At 39.8% G+C, this 15,509-nt stretch carries 15 protein-coding genes; 6 read left to right on the forward strand and 9 right to left on the reverse strand.

Annotation, left to right across the window (positions count from 1 at the left end; translation table 11 throughout):
* Window positions 1-54: 54 nt before the first annotated feature.
* Window positions 55-759: a purine-nucleoside phosphorylase gene (gene deoD, locus ACT3S9_RS16900; RefSeq protein ID WP_441835162.1), complete on the reverse strand. Its 705-nt coding sequence runs from the start codon at window positions 757-759 to the stop codon at window positions 55-57.
* Window positions 759-1,988: a phosphopentomutase gene (locus ACT3S9_RS16905; RefSeq protein ID WP_441835163.1), complete on the reverse strand. Its 1,230-nt coding sequence runs from the start codon at window positions 1,986-1,988 to the stop codon at window positions 759-761. Before ACT3S9_RS16905 ends, deoD begins: the two co-directional genes overlap by 1 nt.
* A 190-nt stretch (window positions 1,989-2,178) precedes the next feature.
* On the opposite strand from ACT3S9_RS16905, the gene udk reads away from it, so the two are divergent.
* The 3 genes from udk to ACT3S9_RS16920 all read left to right on the forward strand — a co-directional run bounded on the left by udk (window position 2,179) and on the right by ACT3S9_RS16920 (window position 5,421).
* Window positions 2,179-2,808 carry a uridine kinase gene (udk, locus tag ACT3S9_RS16910; protein ID WP_441835164.1) on the forward strand — a complete coding sequence of 210 codons (630 nt, stop codon included), beginning with the start codon at window positions 2,179-2,181 and terminating at the stop codon, window positions 2,806-2,808.
* Between the two features lie 43 nt (window positions 2,809-2,851).
* Window positions 2,852-4,153 (forward strand): NupC/NupG family nucleoside CNT transporter, encoded by a 1,302-nt coding sequence (locus tag ACT3S9_RS16915; protein WP_441835166.1) that lies wholly within the window; start codon window positions 2,852-2,854, stop codon window positions 4,151-4,153.
* Between the two features lie 299 nt (window positions 4,154-4,452).
* The gene (locus tag ACT3S9_RS16920; RefSeq protein WP_086959932.1) at window positions 4,453-5,421 is read left to right on the forward strand and encodes an IS30 family transposase; all 969 of its coding nucleotides are present in this window, start codon (window positions 4,453-4,455) and stop codon (window positions 5,419-5,421) included.
* An 828-nt stretch (window positions 5,422-6,249) separates the two neighbouring features.
* Here ACT3S9_RS16920 and ACT3S9_RS16925 read toward each other — a convergent pair.
* From ACT3S9_RS16925 to ACT3S9_RS16955, 7 genes are all read right to left on the reverse strand, one after another.
* Complete coding sequence (locus ACT3S9_RS16925; RefSeq protein ID WP_004587186.1) at window positions 6,250-6,459, reverse strand: cold-shock protein; 210 nt, start codon at window positions 6,457-6,459, stop codon at window positions 6,250-6,252.
* A gap of 233 nt (window positions 6,460-6,692) precedes the next feature.
* Window positions 6,693-7,391, reverse strand: a complete 699-nt coding sequence (locus ACT3S9_RS16930; protein WP_441835357.1) for a M15 family metallopeptidase — start codon at window positions 7,389-7,391, stop codon at window positions 6,693-6,695.
* 98 nt (window positions 7,392-7,489) lie between these two features.
* Window positions 7,490-8,545 (reverse strand): hemin-degrading factor, encoded by a 1,056-nt coding sequence (locus ACT3S9_RS16935; protein WP_441993223.1) that lies wholly within the window; start codon window positions 8,543-8,545, stop codon window positions 7,490-7,492.
* Window positions 8,546-8,639: 94 nt separating this feature from the next.
* Window positions 8,640-10,733 carry a TonB-dependent receptor domain-containing protein gene (locus tag ACT3S9_RS16940; RefSeq protein ID WP_441993224.1) on the reverse strand — a complete coding sequence of 698 codons (2,094 nt, stop codon included), beginning with the start codon at window positions 10,731-10,733 and terminating at the stop codon, window positions 8,640-8,642.
* 123 nt (window positions 10,734-10,856) lie between these two features.
* On the reverse strand, window positions 10,857-11,282 hold the full coding sequence (locus tag ACT3S9_RS16945) for a biopolymer transporter ExbD (RefSeq protein WP_444751136.1): 426 nt from the start codon (window positions 11,280-11,282) through the stop codon (window positions 10,857-10,859).
* Window positions 11,263-11,808, reverse strand: a complete 546-nt coding sequence (locus ACT3S9_RS16950) for a MotA/TolQ/ExbB proton channel family protein (RefSeq protein ID WP_441835361.1) — start codon at window positions 11,806-11,808, stop codon at window positions 11,263-11,265. The genes ACT3S9_RS16945 and ACT3S9_RS16950 overlap by 20 nt, the downstream gene beginning before the upstream one ends.
* A gap of 24 nt (window positions 11,809-11,832) precedes the next feature.
* Window positions 11,833-12,555 (reverse strand): energy transducer TonB, encoded by a 723-nt coding sequence (locus ACT3S9_RS16955; RefSeq protein ID WP_441835362.1) that lies wholly within the window; start codon window positions 12,553-12,555, stop codon window positions 11,833-11,835.
* Window positions 12,556-12,619: 64 nt separating this feature from the next.
* Here ACT3S9_RS16955 and ACT3S9_RS16960 point away from each other — a divergent pair, with 64 nt between their 5' ends.
* From ACT3S9_RS16960 to ACT3S9_RS16970, 3 genes are read left to right on the forward strand one after another with little or no spacing between them, the layout of a single operon-like run.
* Complete coding sequence (locus ACT3S9_RS16960) at window positions 12,620-13,546, forward strand: heme/hemin ABC transporter substrate-binding protein (protein ID WP_441835363.1); 927 nt, start codon at window positions 12,620-12,622, stop codon at window positions 13,544-13,546.
* Between the two features lie 2 nt (window positions 13,547-13,548).
* Window positions 13,549-14,601 (forward strand): FecCD family ABC transporter permease, encoded by a 1,053-nt coding sequence (locus tag ACT3S9_RS16965; RefSeq protein WP_441835364.1) that lies wholly within the window; start codon window positions 13,549-13,551, stop codon window positions 14,599-14,601.
* A 3-nt stretch (window positions 14,602-14,604) separates the two neighbouring features.
* A complete protein-coding gene (locus ACT3S9_RS16970) occupies window positions 14,605-15,399 on the forward strand; it encodes a heme ABC transporter ATP-binding protein (protein WP_441835365.1) in 795 nt (264 codons plus the stop codon).
* Window positions 15,400-15,509: the final 110 nt, after the last annotated feature.

A 15,509-nucleotide genomic window follows, 5' to 3' on the forward strand; every position in this document is an offset into this window, starting at 1 on the left:
CCTAATTAAGTGAATACGTTACCAAGGAACTTTTATATAAAGTCTATATTGGATTTATTCAATCGACTCTAATGCAATTTTAACCATTTCGTTAAACGTACTTTGACGTTCTTCGCTTGGTGTTGCTTCGCCGGTGATCACGTGGTCACTAACGGTAAATAATGCCATGGCTTTTGCGCCATATTCAGCAGCAACGCCGTACATGCCGGCAGTTTCCATATCAACGGCCAAGACACCTAACTTGTCGAGTTCTTTATAAAATGTGTCATCTGCTTGGTAAAAGGTATCGGTGGTAAATACGTTACCTACTTTAGCCTTAATACCTAGCTCTTTAGCTGTGTTAACGCCATTTAACAGTAAGTCAAAATCTGCAATGGCTGCAAAATCATAACCACGTACGCGAGTACGGTTTACGTTTGAATCAGTGCTAGCGCCTTGTGCAAAAATAACATCGCGAATTTTAATATCACTACCAATACCACCACAGGTACCAATACGAATTAGGTTTTTAACGCCGTAGCTCACAATCAATTCACGGGCATAAATCGACATAGATGGAATACCCATCCCCGACCCCATAATGCTCACAGGCTTACCTTTATAGGTTCCGGTAAAACCGTACATATTACGCACACCAGTGACTTGTATTGCATCATCTAAAAAGTTTTCAGCAATGTATTGCGCACGCAACGGATCGCCTGGCATTAATACTGTAGGTGCAAAATCATCGGTATTGGCATTGATATGAGGAGTACTCATTATTGGTTTCCTTTTTCGTTGGCTAATAACTTATCTTTAAAGCCATCACCATATTCAAGTGCAGGAAGATTAAACCACTGGGCAAGGGTTTGACCTATGTCTGCAAAACTAGCTCGTTCACCAAGTGGGGTATTTTCAAGCCCCGGTTGGTAAGCAATTACAGGTACATATTCGCGGGTATGATCGGTGCCAGGGGCTGTTGGATCACAACCATGATCGGCAGTAATAATTAATAAATCATCTGCTTTTAGCTGATTCAAAATAGTTGGTAAGTAGTCATCAAACTCTTTTAATGCTTTGGCATACCCTACGGCATTACGACGATGACCAAACTTTTCGTCAAAATCAACTAAGTTGGTAAAAATTAAGCTTTGCTCAGGCGCGGTTGCTAGCACTTGTGAGGTTTTCTCTAGCAAGTTTATAAGCCCAGGCGCTTTATGTTTTTGGGTAATACCTTGGTGCGCATAAATATCGGCAATTTTACCAATGCTTATTACTTCACCGCCGTTGTCTGCTAATTTATCAAGCAAAGTTGGTGCTGGCGGTAACACAGAATAATCACGACGATTGCCAGTACGGGCAAAGTCTTGATTAGTAGAACCCAAAAATGGCCGCGCAATCACTCTTCCTATATTCATTTCATCAAGTAGCGCCCGTGCGATTTCGCAAACCTGATAAAGCTTCTCTAGTCCAAATGATTCTTCGTGCGCGGCTATTTGAAACACGCTATCAACTGAGGTGTAGCAAATCGGCTTGCCGGTTTTTACATGCTCTTCACCTAGTTGTTCTAAAATTGTCGTACCTGAGGCATAACAGTTGCCTAAAATACCTGGGATACCTGTACGAGCAATAAGCTCGTCTATAAATTCTTGTGGAAAGCAGGGCTGGGTATCAGGGAAATATCCCCAATCAAACAACACCGGCACACCCGCCATTTCCCAATGACCCGATGGCGTATCTTTACCACTAGATAATTCTTTTGCATAGCCCCAAGCAGCTGCAGGCGCTTGGCGTTCGCTTATCAAACAAGGCTCTTTACCGGCAGCTTCACAGGCATCTGCTAAGCCTAAACGAGTTAAATTTGGCAACGCTAAGTGCTCACCTGTTTCATCTGCGTAGGCTTTTAATAAATGGGCAAACGTGTTCGCGCCAATATCACCAAACTTTTCCGCATCTGGTGCTGCACCAATACCTAGGCTATCTGCCATTAATATAATTGCTCTTGCCATACTCACCTCACATGTTTAATACGGTTACTTTATCCGCTCTTTGGATTTATGAAACAGGACATAAGTCCTGTTTCATAAAACCGAAACAATATAAATTTCACTTTATAAGCGAAGCAAAAGAGATTATTCGTGTCTTTTTTGCTATTGTGATCGACCAACAATATCTCTTTCTGTGTGGGTGAGAACTTTAGTGACACGAACAATAATAGCCATTGCAGGCGCATCTGCGTCGGGCAAATCTCTTTTTAGTAAGACAATTTATAATGAATTAGTCAATGAGCTTGAACCAGGCGCGATTGCTGTAATCGAAGAAGACGCCTATTACAAGGATCAGTCGCATTTGCCGTTCGATCATCGAACACAAACCAACTACGACCATCCTGATGCGTTTGAGCATGCACTTTTACATGAGCATCTCCAACAATTAAGAGCAGGTAATACCATTGAGGTACCTACTTATGACTATGCATTGCATACTCGTAGCGAAGAAACTCGCAAAGTAGCAGCTGCTCAAATTTTAATTGTAGAAGGTATTTTATTATTAAGCGATCCGGCTCTTCGTAAAGAGTTTGATATTATGGTGTTTATCGATACACCATTAGATATCTGCCTTATGCGCCGTATGCAAAGAGATATGGAAATACGAGGCAGAACGTTACAGTCTGTTGTTGAGCAATATCAGGCGACCGTACGCCCGATGTTTTATCAGTTTATTGAGCCTTCGAAGCACAATGCTGATCTAGTAGTTACTCGAGGCGGCAAAAATCGCGTTGCGATTGATATAATCAAAAGTAAAATAAAATCATTATTGCAGCAATAACAGCAGGATAAAAAACATGACAACTTTTATGAGCTTAGTAGGCATGGTTGTACTACTAAGTATTGCTTTTGCAGCATCGACAAATCGCAAAGCAATTAGTTTAAGAACAGTGGGTATCGCTTTTGCCCTGCAATTTATTATTGGTGGTTTTGTACTGTTTTTTGAAGCAGGCAAAAATACCTTAGTAAGTATGTCAAAAGCCGTGTCATCTGTAATTGGTTTTGCTAATGACGGGATTAGCTTTTTATTTGGACCGCTTGCCAACCAAGATACTTTAGGCTTTATTTTTGCGATTCAAGTATTACCGGTTATCGTGTTTTTCTCCGCCCTTGTAGCGGTGCTTTACCATATTGGCGTCATGGATTGGATTATTAGAATTCTAGGTGGTGGCTTACAAAAACTATTAAAAACATCACGACCAGAGTCACTCTCAGCAACAGCTAATATTTTTGTTGGCCAAACTGAAGCGCCTTTAATTGTTAAGCCCTTCATCGCAACAATGACTAAGTCAGAACTGTTCGCAGTTATGGTTGGCGGTCTAGCAACTGTTGCGGGCTCAGTTATGGCTGGTTACGTAATTATTGGGGTTGAACTTAAGTACTTAATTGCAGCTAGCTTTATGGCTGCACCAGGTGGTTTTTTAATGGCAAAAATGATTGTGCCAGAGACTGAAACACCTAAAGACAGCTTAGCTGACCTTGATTTAGATGATGAAAAACCCGTTAATGTTATTGATGCTGCGGCATCTGGTGCAGCAAATGGAATGCATTTAGCCCTTAATGTTGGTGCCATGTTATTAGCCTTTGTTGCTTTAATTGCTCTTTTAAACGGCCTGTTTGGTGGCGTTGGGGGTTTAGTAGCAAGCCTTGGTGGTTGGCTGGTTAATGTTGGCAGTTCGATAGACGGCACTTTTTTCGGTAATCTATTTATCGATATTGGCGCTTGGTTAAGTCACACAGGCCAATGGTTTAGCACAATAACGTTACAAAGTATTTTAGGTTATGTTTTTGCTCCGGTAGCTTGGTTATTAGGCGTACCATGGGATGAAGCCATAATCGCAGGCAGTTTTATAGGTCAAAAGATAGTTGTAAACGAATTTGTAGCTTACTTAGACTTTATAAATTATCGCGATACGTTAAGCGCTCACACGCAAGCGATTGTTACATTCGCATTATGTGGGTTTGCTAATTTATCATCGATAGCAATTTTACTAGGTGGATTGGGCGGTATGGCGCCTAGTCGGCGAAAGGATATCGCACGCTTAGGGCTCAGAGCTGTGTTAGCAGGATCTATGGCTAACCTTATGAGCGCCGCAATTGCTGGTTTTTTCCTCTCGCTAGCTTAGAAACTTTGAGATGAGCCGTAGTTGCAAAACAAACAGATAAAACTTTAAGGGGTTAAAGTTTTATCTGGTTTGAACGATACTTCACCAAGGGCCGCAAGGCCCTTTTATCGTTTTAAAGACGTATAATTAACTACTTTATTACCAGCCAAGCCTGTTTATTTTTAAGGCACATCCCGGCACGGTTAATTTAATTATCGTCAGTTTTATTATTCCTAAATTCGGATAATAAGTGCAATTTCTCAGATTAGATGGCCAGCTGTTATAATTCGGCCATTTTCTCGCCAAAGGAAATTGCTTTAATGAAATATAAACAGCTGACACAAGAAGAAAGATACCAGATTTACGCGTTAATAAAAGCAGGAAATAACCAAAAGCAGATAGCTGAAGAACTAACTCGTTCACCGTCATCTATTTCTAGAGAGCTAAAACGCAATAAAGGACTTAAAGGCTATCGGCCTAACCAAGCCAATAACTTTGCTGAACAAAGACGTAAGTCATCTTTCAAAGCAAGTAAGTTAACAGAGGACGTCACTCACTGGATTAATAAATTGTTGCATGACGGACTTTCCCCTGAGCAAGTGGCAGGCCGCTTAGCTTTAGAGAAACAGGTCGTTTTACATCATGAAACAATTTATCAATATATTTACAGAGACAAGGCTCGTGGTGGCAAGCTACATAAGACACTCACTCGTGCATGTAAAAAGTATAAAAAACGCTATGGAAGCTATGATAAACGTGGACAGATAGTTAATCGAGTCAGCATTGATGAACGCCCAAGTATTGTGGATTCAAAGTCTAGGATTGGTGATTGGGAGGGCGATACAGTGATAGGTAAAGGGCGTAAAAATGCGCTTGTCACAATGGTTGAACGTAAAACGTTATATACAGTCGTTCACAGAATTGAAAGCAAGCATGCGAAAATAACAGCCGATGCGCTGATCACGTGTATGACACCATATAAAGGTAAGGTTATTACCGTGACGTTAGATAATGGAAAAGAGTTTGCTCACCATGAGCATGTTGCACAAAAATTAGAAGCTGATGTGTATTTCGCTCATCCCTATTCATCATGGGAGCGGGGCATAAATGAGAATACCAACGGCTTACTTAGACGCTTCTTCCCCAAGGGAACTGACTTTATGGCGCTAAGTGAAGCAGAGATACAGGCGGCAGTTGATAAGCTCAACCATCGGCCAAGAAAAACAAGAGGGTATAAAACCCCTCATGAATTATTTACGGGGCAATCAGAAGTTCTGGTGGCTGCATAATGATTGCACTTAATACTTGAATTCAAGATTATTAGCTTTTCACCTTTAGTCGTTTTAGTGTTTAAAAATCGCGTTGTAGCCAAATTCCCCTTCCCCCCTAATTAAACCTAACTAACCCTAATTAACACCCAAGCCAGTAGCATATACCCGCACTGACATTGTTAATGCGATTGTAAAGCAGCAAGACTAAAGATATTAAAACCCGACAGACTATTGCTCGCTCATAAAATGAATTAAATTATGATGTTTTAAATCACCTAAATACTATCGAACAAAACATTAGCCATTGAAAATGGCCCTATTGTATTTCAGGTGAAGCGGTATTATGTGCTGCTAAGATTAACACCTCTGTGCGCTATATAAGTGTCTAAAACAGCCGTCTAAAACAGCATACAACAAGATAAAAAATAGCATTTTAAATCGTAAAAACATGCCAAAGCAGCGTATTTTATACTTTTTAAATTGTCTTTATTTTTGTGACGTGAACTTTATTATCAACTGTTGATAAGTGCTGATCATGCAATAGCAAAGCTATATTTTGTTGCTTTTTATAACGTGTTGACAGCTTTGTGCTCATTACCAGCTAGGCAATAAAACCTAAAAACGAACAGCCAGTCCAAAGATGACTCTGTATAAACAGTAAGTTTTGCCGTTGCAAAGCTGCTTAATGGTAATAAAGCTAAATTTAATAAAACCAAAGGAAGGAAGGCGGGCGAATAACAACTCACTAGTGTTAAAGTTGTGTAGAAAGGGGGCATCTTTCGTTAATTTTAGGCACAAAAAAAGCGCCCTAGGCGCTTTTTATTATTTTTACTTTAAAAGTAAAAATTATAACGGAGTGATGTTATCCGCTTGTGGACCTTTTTGACCTTGTGAAAGAGTGAACTCTACACGTTGGCCTTCAGCTAAAGTTTTGAAACCTTCGCTTTTGATTGCTGAGAAATGTGCGAAAACGTCTGGGCCGTTTTCTTGCTCGATGAAACCAAAACCTTTAGACTCGTTAAACCACTTAACTGTACCTGATACGATGTTAGACATAGTATTATTCCTGATATAAAAAATTAAAATGTGCCCTAATGGGCGGGTGTAGCAAAAAATGAGATGGTACTTAAAACTTCAGGACGGTACTACAAGTAATACTTATACAACAACGAAATAAAGATTTATAGCTTACATACTTTCTTTCTAGCTGCGACCCACTATATAGACTTCAGAATATTTGTCAAACACTTTATGGTTTATTTTATATAAACTACAAAGTGCTATCACATTTACTTCACTTCAAAATCAAAATACGTATCTGGGTAAGCTTGTGGTTTATAGGTAAAATGCCACCACTCCAAAGAGTAAGGCGAAAAGCCAGCATCAGTCATTAAGTCTTTTAATTTATAACGATTAGCCTTTTGCGCTGCTGTTGTACGGGGGTCGTCGGTATTTGAAATAGTGTCAAACATATCAAAAGGTGAGCCCATATCCAGTTCTTGCCCTTTTACATCAACCAAAGTTAAATCGATGGTTGAGCCGCGGCTATGACCCGATTTGGCGGCAATATAACCCCCCAAAAGCTTATCTTTTCCTAAGTTAGGATAAAATTCGCTTTTGGTTTTCGTGTCGCTTTCATCATTTACCCAACGCACAAAATGATCAACGGCGCGCTGTGGGCGATAACAATCAAATACCTTTATACCCAGCCCTTGCTTTTGCGCTTGCTGCTGCACTTTTACTAACCCTTTTGCGGCACTTTCATGTAATAAGCACTTAGGCGCGGCATAACCGTCAACAGGTTTTCCAACAAAATTATGATTACCAAAATAACGAATATCTAATACAGCATTAGGAATTAGCGAAGTTATATCGACAAATTCAATACGCTTAGTCGCTGTAACAGGTTCATTAGCATTGACAGCAGGGCTGACAATGCACGCTGCTGTAAATAATGAAATTGACTTTAAATATAATTTTAAAAACATAGTGCTAGCTTTATTGGTAATTCAATTGTTCTTTAATATTACACATTAAAAATATATTGCCAATAAATTATTCCAGCACTATCTATTTCACTTGCACATTATGCCGCAACAGCTTTCTCTCGTATATTGTTGCATAATTCAATCCAGTCATTAGCTTGTACTTTGCCTTCGGTTCTACGGCCAAATAAGGTCATAACTGTACTACCTTGCGTATCAAAAAACTCTATGGAATGAACGGTAGTTGCACCATTATCAGTTGGCTTTTTAACTACAAACGCGCGGGAGAACAGCTGATTTTTCACATGTAAATTAAATTCGTCGTCTAGTACGTTATACCACGGACCAACCTGTTTTAAATTAGTTAATGTTCCTGAGTATATTTGTACTGCTGCATGATTATTCACAAAAATCATTAACTCACTTTGCTGCTCTCGAACAGTTTCAAAAACCTCAGTTAAGCAATCTGGTGATACTTCTTGCGCCCATTGCTCACCGGCTATTTCCAGCCCTTGTGTGCGGCTTACTGCAAACTTAGTTAATAGTGCAGGAAATTGGTGAACATCTTGCAAGCTCTCCCACCCTTGGCGAAATCCTTGAATATCAATTTCGGCCAGTGGCTTATATTCATCAACAACAACTGCAGGTGCCGTTACATTAAGCTGAGTGTCTTGTTGTTGTGCTTTAAATTTTGAGAGTAGTTGCTCAAATGCAGCGAAATCTGTTTGTACGGTGGTAAATACTTTATGTACAGCCACTCCGTATTTGTCAAAAAATTGAATACTACCTTGCTTCTCTTTGTTGTGTACCGCAAACACACTGTGCCATTTTGATATAAACAAGCGTAGATCAATGCCCCCAGGATTTATTGCGATAGCTGTTTTTGTATTATTACGTTCTGAGCAGTAAATTTTTTCATAACAACCTGAAATTTCACTCACTACTTGCTCGTTACGCGTTAACGCCATCACATGCTTTAATTTCTTAAACTCTTTTAATATATTTTCAAGCTGTGTGTGGTCAAGTTTAGTAACCGCCTCACCCACTTGTGCCGCGATTAATTCTGCTTCGGTTATATGTAACTTTTTAGCGGCATCGATTGCTCTAATATTAGGTTCTTGTTCACGTAAATTTTCGTATTTATGTATTATATTCAAGGTACTCTCCTTTACGGCAATTACTGGTACATGTGTCAATTAGTTTACCCTGCACAAATTGCAGGGTACGTTATAAGTAAAAATGTCACTTAACTTAAAATTTAAAGCTTACTTGCGTTTTGAAATTACGCCCTACGCCATATTCTCCAATTGCCCCACCGGTACCAGCCATAACCTGATACTCTTCATCAAATAAGTTATCGACAGCTACACGTGCATTCCAGCTATCATTTATATCCCAACTCGCGTTTAACCCTAACAAGGTATAACTATCATGTTCGGCTTGTTGATAAGAACTACTTGTGCTATCAAAAACAAGTACGTTACGTGAAGCGACATTCTCAATACTAATACCGGTACTAAGCGCTGAATCAAAAAATAGCAAACCAGCAGTCACAGCTAATTTATCGGCAGGTAAGTACCATAAAGGCTCGTTATCTTTATCTTCACCTGATATTTCACTGTAGGCTAAGTTTACATAACCTATTTTGTTAGCATAATTAACCTCAAGCTCAAAGCCATCACGGTCGTTTTCGCCACTATTGTTATATCGAGGTGCGGGGGTCGTTACAGAGCTAGTATTTGATTGTATTTCGTCATCAACTTGAGTCTCAAAATAAATAATTCGACCGGTTAGTGAGTCGACTTCAGTAAACACATTACGCGTTTGATAGCTCATGCCTATTTCTTTATTTCGACTGTTTTCTACATCCAGATCCAAATTAGGGTTTCGTCCATTATACTGATCATATAATTCATCAAGTAATGGGGCTCTAAAACCTTCTTGATAACTTGCAAAAACTGCAAATTGGTTAGTAACTTGATAATTAGCCGTTATTGCAGGCACTACCTGAGATTGTTCAACTTTAGTGTCTAAAGCAGAAAATTTTGCTGCAAATTGATCTGTTGGTGTACTGCGATACTCTTCATAGCGCAGCCCGGCTGTTAAGGTTAGTGCCTGCCAAGTGAATTCATCTTGAATGTAAACACCTAAACGCTTTTGAGTTCCTCCTGGTTGAGAAGACATTTCACTACTTACAGCCTCACTCCCATATTCCAAACATTCGTATGTTTGTGTATTTACATTCAAACAAGGGTAGCTCTGTTTTTCACCAACCCGTTCTTTATCCGAATACTGTATGCCATATGTAAATGCATGCGAGTTGATTACACTAGTATTCATTATATCTAGTGTATTGATGTTATATTCGTAGTGCGATTCAAGGCCTATGTAGTCTTTCAACATGCCTGTACCATCACTTTCTGTAACGTGGCTTTGGGTATTACCAAAGCGTATTGATAGATCAATATATTGATTATTGAGTGGGTTTAGCTCGTAACTAAGGTTAGTAATAGATTGATCCACGATGCGATAAACGGTGCCCCATGCGCCAGGATCTGTGGTATTAAATTCAGTTCGTTGAGCATCTTCACTTTGTGTGTAAGAAAGGCCAATTAATGAGTCATCCGTTAAGTAATACTCACCTTTGAGCAATAAAGACTCAGCTTCGATTGCAGAGTTGTCGAGTGCTTCACCATTGGATAACTCAAAATCATCACTTTCTCGTTTTATATAAGCGGCTAAGATATCAAGTGAATCAGTAGGACGCGCATACGCATAAACGCTGCCGTTATTTTCGTTATTATTACCATGATGACCTAACTTAACCTTAGCCCCGACAGTTTCCTCTGGCGCTAAAAAATCGCTGGCATCTTTGAGCTCCATCTCGACCACACCACCCAGCGCACCACCACCATGTAATACGGTGCTAGGGCCACGTTTAATACTGATTGTACGATATAGATCTGCATCGCTAAAAAAGCTACCCATCCGGTATTTTTCAAAGGTTTGGATTGCTCCATCAACGCTCACTAGAACGTCTTCGGCATCATTAAAGCCACGTACACTGAATTTTTGTCCTCCAGCACGAGGGCCACCCGTGGCAGTAACATTAGGCACAGCAATCAGACTATCGAACACCGTCGTCGCAAGTGATTCTTCAATACTATCGGCGGTGATCACATTCACGGCTTGTGAAGAGTTAAGCACTGTTTTTTCAGTTCGGGTTGCAGTAACCGTAACAGCATCAAGGGTTGTAGTTAATTGTTGATGTTCTGATGTGTTTGTTTGTGCCATTACAGGCAAGGAAACACTGGCAATGCATAAAGCCAGTTTTGAAAGGCGCATGTGTCGCTCCATTTAAGTTTTTAATTATAAAAATATGCATTGGTTTAGCCCCTAAATCACCAATGCGTACCAATTTAAAGCAACAGCACTATAACAACAAAACACCATGAATGATAATTATTTTTATTCGCTTTTGATTAATATATTTGCAATTTTATGATCTTCTTTAGAAAGTGCCGCTAACAGTTTGACCAATTCACCACTAGGGACTTGTTGATCAATAGCAAGGTAAACACCTTGTTGGTTTTTTTTTGCCCGCAAGGCTGCTATCACTTCTGTAAGAGAGCTAAATGGCTGCTTTGCCAAAGCGTAAATAAGCTGTTTCTCAGTATATTTAACACTTAACACGGTTGCTTTTTGTTGCTCTAACGGTGCTTGGTTATCACTTCCAACCTCAGGCAAAGTGACATCAAGCATCTCTAGTTTTACCGCCGCTGTGAGTAATAAAAACACAAGTAATATAAAGAGCACGTCAATCAATGCAGTTAAATCAGGCATTAAGGAACTGTTATTGGGTTTTTCTGGCAGCTCAAGCATGGGGAGTTTCATCAAAACAAAGTTGATAATTTAGGTGGTTAATAATGCGGGTCAAATCTGTTTGAAAACGCTCTAAAAGTGCGTTAAAAACCCCACTTAATAGTAAACAAGGTATAGCAATAATAAGCCCAGCCATGGTTGAATACATCGCTTCCCATAAGCCATCAGCGAGTAATGCAGGTGTTACTGCTTGATGTGTTTGTGCTATTTTTTTAAACATCAGCACTAACCCCCACACTGTGCCCAATAATCCCATCAACGGAGTTAATGTGCCCAATAGAGATAAAATGTTTAATCGTTTACGCCAACAACTTAAACAATCTTGTAAATATAATTGACACCATTGCTGGCGTTGCTCTGCCTGAGACTTTTGTTTTAGCTGCTGGCTAAACTCACTATTTGGTTGTTTTAGTTTTTGCATTTTCAGCCAACTTTGTGCAAACGCCAAGCTGCGCTCTAGTACAATGGCTAACGCAATAATTGAAACCATAAATAATGGCCAAGCCATAATACCTACAGCAGAAAATAGATCTTGCATAATTACTTCTCTTACTTAAGTCCGCTATGAACGCAGGGAAAATTCGATAGGCACATTAAAGCGTGCCCTTATAGTTTGGTTATCTCGTATTACGGGGTGAAACTGCCACTGTGATGCATTGTTAAGTGCCGCTTTATCAAGCTCTGCAAAGCCACTGCTCTTTAATATAGTTAGATTCGTTATTGCGCCATCTTTAGCTAATTCTATTTGCAGTATGGCAACACCTTGATAACCACGACGTTTGGCTTTTAACGGATAATTCAATGCGGGCCTTGGTGCTTTAAATATAGGTAAAGAATTAATAAATAGGACTTTATTTTGTAATGAGTGCTGCTTAGCAATAACAGTAGCACTTGAAGCGGGTGCAGGTTTTGACTGCTTTTTAGCAGGCTCAACAACGGGTTTTACCTTTGCAATTGAAGTGTCTGGTTTAACGCTGGCTTTTTTTATAATTGGCTTTGTTTTTTTCGGCTGCGCAGTTTTCGTGTTTTCTTTTACGCTTGGTTGTTTTGCTAAACGCTTAACCTTTGAGTGAAATTGTGTACTTGGCGCCTGTTTAGCAACAATAGTTGGCTTTTGTGCTTGTTTTTTTTGTGGCTTAACAGGCTCTGAAGTGATGACTTTAATCGCAATTTTATCAGCTAGTTGAGCATCACTAAATTGCACCGTATCTAGTTCTGTTGGCTGAGAATATAGCCAGCCTAGATGACACCCTAAAGAAATAATCAGAAAAATAATAAATTTCATAACTTTTAAATACAAATGCAAACTGTTACTATTTGCATTAAACAATATCAACAATGGAAACGTTATGAAACCCCTACTCTCATATTTAATTTTTATAACCTTAGCTGTAATCAGCCAAGGTGTTTTTGCAAAGCAATCAACTTATCCTCAAAGAGTTGTGGTGTCTGGAGGCTCAATTACAGAAGTTATATACGCACTTGATGAACAGCAACGGATAGTCGGGGTTGATAGCACGAGCGTATTTCCTGCGCAGGCAAAAGAGAAACCACAAATTGGCTATGTGAGAAGAATCAGTGTTGAAGGAATTCTATCGTTAAACCCAGATCTAGTATTAGGTGAATCCGACACTGGGCCAAAAAAAGTGGTTGAGCAATTAAAACAAACAGGAGTTAATTTAGTTATTCTTAATGAAAACGATAACTTACCGGGCATTGAAAATAAGATTAAAAAAATTGCTAACTTATTGAATGTCGATCATAAAGGCGAAGCGTTAGCACAGTCATTACACGTTGACCGTGATGCACTTAGCTATTTACTAAAGCAAGCAACGGCAAAGCCGCGTGTGTTATTTGTATTAAGTGTACGTAATAGCCAGCCCATTGTCGCAGGTACCGGCACTTCTGCAGATGAGCTTATTAATGCCGCAGGCGGTATTAATATTGCCGCAGATACGATTAATAACTGGAAGCCGCTATCAACCGAAGCTGCGTTAGCATTAAACCCTGACGTGATTATTACAATGGGCCGCCATGGTGATGATCCGATTATAAAGCTAGAAAAACTAGCTCACTTTAAATTCTCAAATGCGGTTAAAAATGGCCAAGTACATAGTTTTGATGGCAGCTATTTACTAGGTATGGGACCACGTACACCACAAGCAGCAGTAGAGCTTGCACATACTTTCCACCCAGAGGCTCAATTACCACAAGGTTACCAATATCGTTTTGCACCTAGTGCCAACAATGTGACCGTCCAACTAAGTGAGCACTGATCATGTTAGCACTGGGTAGTACATTAATTTCACAAAATCAGCATCGTCGTATGGCGATCCCCGCATTGTTTATAACTTGTGTGATTGTTTTTTTCATCGCCCTTAGTAAAGGCGGTGTTGCCATCAGCATCAGTGAAATTATTTCGATTATAAATGAAACAGCTAATGATGAACTCAAGCATGCCATTATTTGGCAAATACGTTTGCCTAGATTAGTACTGGCTATGATTGTCGGTGCGGGATTAGCAGCATGCGGCGCCGCGATGCAGGCTATATTTAGAAATCCATTAGCTGACCCTGGTTTAATAGGTGTATCAAGCGGTGCTGCATTAGGCGCCGTGGCTACGATAGTGTTAGGCACCAGTTTATTTGCTAACTTTAGCGATAGTTTAGGTATTTACGCTGTGCCTGTTGGCGCATTCTTAGGCTGTATTGGCGTATGTGTATTTATTTACCGGCTCAGCGCTCATAGTGGGCAGTTTACCATTATCAGCTTATTGCTGGCAGGAATTGCTGTAAATGCGATTGTTGGTTCACTCATTGGGGTATTAACTTTAATAAGTAATGATCAACAGCTACGGGATTTAACCTTTTGGAGTATGGGCTCACTGGCGGGTAATCATTTTGCAATGATGCTGCCCACAATTGCACTAATTATTTTTAGCTGCGTGGCGTTACTTCGCTTAGGCAAGCCGTTGAATTTATATTTATTAGGTGAAGCTCAAGCAAAACATTTGGGTATTAATGTTACTAAGCTTAAAAAACAAGTATTTATATACACAGCCTTATGTACCGGTGCTGCTGTTGCCATCACTGGGATCATTGGTTTTGTCGGTTTTATCGTACCGCATATTGTACGTTTAATATTGGGCCCTGATCATCGTTATTTAATGCCCACTAGTATGCTTGGCGGTGCGTTATTATTGAGTTTGGCCGACTTATTCGCCCGTACAGTGATGCTTCCGGCTGAAGTACCCATTGGTTTAATTACCAGTGCAATAGGTGGTCCATTCTTTTTAATCATGTTATTAAAAACATACCAAAAACGAGGATAAGTAATGCTCTCAGGTAAAAACTTAACAGCTAAAGTAGGCTCAAAGGTGCTACTTGATGATGTTGACTTTGTAGTTCACCCTCAAGAAGTGGTCGTAATAATCGGCCCTAATGGCGCTGGGAAGTCATCATTACTGAAAACTCTGTGTGGGGATATTCCATTTGCAAGCGGCAGTATAACGCTTGATCATAAAAGCTTGTGCGAGTATAGCATTACTGAATTGGCAACACTCAGAGCCGTACTAACGCAAAGTTATGAACTAGACTTTCCATTTACAGTTGATGAAGTTGTTGATATGGCGCACTTTGTTCATCAAGAAGATTATAGTGCATCACAGCTAAAGCAATTTTCAACTAATGCGATGCAAACATTAGGGGTCAGCCATTTAGCAAAGCAATGCTTTACTCGCCTATCAGGGGGCGAAAAACAGCGAACCCAATTAGCCCGAGTATTATGTCAGTTACAACCTAGTCTAGCGAAGAACAAAAGCGCTTATCTACTCATCGATGAACCTACCTCAAGCTTAGACTTATTCCATCAATACGAAGTAATGGCACAGGCTAAAGCAATTGCACTACAAGGCGCTGGAGTTGTTGCTGTGATCCACGACCTTTCATTAGCTGCAAGTTTTGCTGATCGCATATATATGATGAATAACGGCCGTGTTGTTGCTCATGGCTCACCTGAGCATGTACTCACCCAGGCGCGAATGAAAGAAATATATAATGTAGATGCTAAGCTGCAAACCAACTTAAAAAATATACTTCCGCATATAATTTTGGCAGATCGCGCTTGCTAGATTTACTTTGGTTGATTCTTTAGCTACTGCAAAGTGTCGGCCAAATGCTTTAAATACAAAATGAATTTGAAACAACTTTTGCATAATAACCCCCTTGCTAATCAGGAATA

The organism is Pseudoalteromonas sp. AOP31-A2-14, assembly GCF_052378035.1.
In the GTDB taxonomy this organism is placed as follows: domain Bacteria; phylum Pseudomonadota; class Gammaproteobacteria; order Enterobacterales; family Alteromonadaceae; genus Pseudoalteromonas.

Coding starts and splice junctions, on each gene's coding strand:
- deoD (WP_441835162.1), bottom strand. CDS start 759: ATGAGTACTCCTCATATCAATGCCAATACCGATGATTTTGCACCTACA.
- ACT3S9_RS16905 (WP_441835163.1), bottom strand. CDS start 1,988: ATGGCAAGAGCAATTATATTAATGGCAGATAGCCTAGGTATTGGTGCA.
- ACT3S9_RS16915 (WP_441835166.1), top strand. CDS start 2,852: ATGGTTGTACTACTAAGTATTGCTTTTGCAGCATCGACAAATCGCAAA.
- ACT3S9_RS16920 (WP_086959932.1), top strand. CDS start 4,453: ATGAAATATAAACAGCTGACACAAGAAGAAAGATACCAGATTTACGCG.
- ACT3S9_RS16925 (WP_004587186.1), bottom strand. CDS start 6,459: ATGTCTAACATCGTATCAGGTACAGTTAAGTGGTTTAACGAGTCTAAA.
- ACT3S9_RS16930 (WP_441835357.1), bottom strand. CDS start 7,391: ATGTTTTTAAAATTATATTTAAAGTCAATTTCATTATTTACAGCAGCG.
- ACT3S9_RS16940 (WP_441993224.1), bottom strand. CDS start 10,733: ATGCGCCTTTCAAAACTGGCTTTATGCATTGCCAGTGTTTCCTTGCCT.
- ACT3S9_RS16945 (WP_444751136.1), bottom strand. CDS start 11,282: ATGAAACTCCCCATGCTTGAGCTGCCAGAAAAACCCAATAACAGTTCC.
- ACT3S9_RS16950 (WP_441835361.1), bottom strand. CDS start 11,808: ATGCAAGATCTATTTTCTGCTGTAGGTATTATGGCTTGGCCATTATTT.
- ACT3S9_RS16955 (WP_441835362.1), bottom strand. CDS start 12,555: ATGAAATTTATTATTTTTCTGATTATTTCTTTAGGGTGTCATCTAGGC.
- ACT3S9_RS16960 (WP_441835363.1), top strand. CDS start 12,620: ATGAAACCCCTACTCTCATATTTAATTTTTATAACCTTAGCTGTAATC.
- ACT3S9_RS16965 (WP_441835364.1), top strand. CDS start 13,549: ATGTTAGCACTGGGTAGTACATTAATTTCACAAAATCAGCATCGTCGT.
- ACT3S9_RS16970 (WP_441835365.1), top strand. CDS start 14,605: ATGCTCTCAGGTAAAAACTTAACAGCTAAAGTAGGCTCAAAGGTGCTA.